This is a genomic window from Streptomyces sp. NTH33, from assembly GCF_003236365.1.
GTDB lineage: Bacteria > Actinomycetota > Actinomycetes > Streptomycetales > Streptomycetaceae > Streptomyces.
Map to the genome: position 1 here is coordinate 1 of NZ_POTZ01000716.1, position 2,430 is coordinate 2,430.

Consider the following 2,430-nt stretch of genomic DNA (forward strand, 5'->3'; position numbering starts at 1 on the left):
ATCCGGCCGGAGACGGGGTATCAACATATCTGGCGTTGATTTTTGGCACGCTGTTGAGTTCTCAAGGAACGGACGCTTCCTTCGTACTCACCCTCGCGGGCTTTCCTCCGGGCGCTTCCCTTCGGTGTTTCCGACTCTATCAGATCTTCCCGACCCGATTTCCTCGGCGCTTTCCGGGTTCCCGCTCTCGCGTTTCCCTTTCCGGCGGACCCGACTCTATCAGATCCCTTTTCGACCTGACCCCCAGTCAGCGGGGTTTGCCTTCACGGCCGTTGGGCCGTTCCGACGAGTGAGACTTTAGCGGATTCCCTGCCCCCGTGCGAATCGGGGGCTGCGGCCTTTCGGACGCGGATTCCTCATTCCGTGAATACGCACGCCAATGCAACGACAACAGCCAGACTGCACGACTGTCGTCGAGGAGAGGGTGGTACTGCGGAAGGGTTGTCCGGGGACCGACCGGAGTCGGCTCTCACTTCGGGCAACTCGGAGAACACTACGAATCACGGCGGGGTGTGTCAACTCGCTGCCGAACGGCGCTCCCGAGCCGTATCCTGGGGCCATGACCACGCGTACGTGTACCCATCTGTGGTGGGCCGCCTGACGGCGGCCGTACTCACGTATGCATGCAACGGCCGCCGCCTCGGCGGCCGTTCTCGTATCTCCTCCAGGACTCCGGGGGCGGCCGGCCGGGACGGCGGCCTCGACCAGGAGATGGAGTGGAGATGACACGGGTCTTCAGCGGGATCAAGCCGACCGGACACCTGACGCTGGGGAACTACCTGGGCGCCATGCGACGGTGGGCCGAGGTGGACCAGCACCAGTCGGAGGCGCTGTTCTGCGTCGTCGACCTGCACGCGCTGACCGTGGACCACGATCCCGCGCGCGTGCGCAGGCTCAGCCGGCAGGCGGCGACGCTGCTGCTGGCGTCGGGGCTCGATCCGGAGCGGTGCACCGTGTTCGTGCAGAGCCATGTGGACGAGCACGCCCGGCTGTCGTACCTGCTGGAGTGCGTGGCCACCGACGGCGAGATGCGGCGGATGATCCAGTACAAGGAGAAGGCGGCGCGCGAGCAGCAGCGGGGCGGGAGCGTGCGGCTGTCGCTGCTGACGTATCCGGTGCTGATGGCCGCGGACATCCTGGCGTACGGCACGGACGAGGTGCCGGTCGGGGACGACCAGACGCAGCACGTGGAGCTGGCCCGTGATCTGGCCGTGCGGTTCAACCAGCGCTACGGGCACACGTTCGTGGTGCCGAGGGCGACCCATCCGAAGGTGGCGGCGCGGGTGATGAACCTGCAGGACCCGGCGTCGAAGATGGGGAAGTCGGACGACTCCGGGCCGGGCATCGTCTATCTGCTGGACGAGCCGGAGGCCGTGCGGAAGAAGGTCATGCGGGCGGTGACCGACAGCGGGCGGGACGTGGTCTACGACCGGCAGGAGCGGCCCGGGGTCGCGAACCTGCTGGAAATCCTGGCGGCCTGTGAGGGTGGGAACCCGGAGGACCTGAGCGGTGCGTACGCGTCGTACGGCGCCTTGAAGAAGGACACGGCGGAGGCCGTGGTCGAGGTCCTGAAGCCGGTACAGGCACGGCACAGGGAGCTGTGCGCGGATCCCTCCTATGTGGAGGCGGTGTTGCGGGCGGGCGCGGAGAAGGCCAGGGGGACAGCGCGGCCGACGGTCGACGCGGCGTACCGGGCGATCGGGCTGCTGCCCGCCTGAAGAGCGATCCGCCGACCGCCCGGCGGCGGGATCAGCTGTTGCCGGAGGCCAGCTCGCGGCTGCGGTCGCGGGCGGCTTCCAGTGCGGCGATGAGGGCGGCGCGTACGCCGTGGTTCTCCAGTTCGCGGATGGCGTTGATCGTGGTGCCGGCCGGGGAGGTGACGTTCTCGCGGAGTTTCACGGGGTGCTCCCCGCTGTCGCGGAGCATCACCGCGGCGCCGATGGCGGACTGGACGATCAGGTCGTGGGCCTTGTCGCGGGGCAGGCCGAGGAGGATGCCGGCGTCGGTCATGGCCTCGACCAGGTAGAAGAAGTAGGCCGGGCCCGAGCCGGACAGGGCGGTACAGGCGTCCTGCTGGGACTCGGGGACGCGGAGCGTCTTGCCGACGGAGCCGAAGATCTCCTCGGCGTGGGCGAGGTGCCCGGCGGTGGCGTGGGTGCCGGCGGAGATGACGGACATGGCCTCGTCGACGAGGGCGGGGGTGTTCGTCATGACGCGGACGACCGGAGTGCCGGGGGCCAGGCGCTCCTCGTAGAAGGAGGTGGGGATGCCCGCCGCGCCGCTGATGATCAGGCGGTCGGCGGGGATGTGCGGGGCGAGTTCGTCGAGGAGGGCGCCCATGTCCTGGGGCTTGACGGTGAGGATCAGGGTGTCGGCGGTCTTCGCTGCTTCCGGGTTGGTGACCGGGGTGACTCCGTGGCGGGCGCGGAG

2 protein-coding genes are annotated in these 2,430 nt (G+C 68.7%); one reads left to right on the forward strand and one right to left on the reverse strand.

The annotated features are described in order from the left end of the window. Window positions 1-722 precede the first annotated feature (722 nt). Window positions 723-1,718 (forward strand): tryptophan--tRNA ligase, encoded by a 996-nt coding sequence (gene trpS / locus C1I97_RS35395; protein WP_111007046.1) that lies wholly within the window; start codon window positions 723-725, stop codon window positions 1,716-1,718. Window positions 1,719-1,749: 31 nt separating this feature from the next. Here trpS and proC read toward each other — a convergent pair. Continuing rightward, a partial coding sequence (proC, locus tag C1I97_RS35400) for a pyrroline-5-carboxylate reductase (protein WP_111007045.1) occupies window positions 1,750-2,430 on the reverse strand: 681 nt, incomplete at its 5' end.

Coding starts and splice junctions, on each gene's coding strand:
- trpS (WP_111007046.1), top strand. CDS start 723: ATGACACGGGTCTTCAGCGGGATCAAGCCGACCGGACACCTGACGCTG.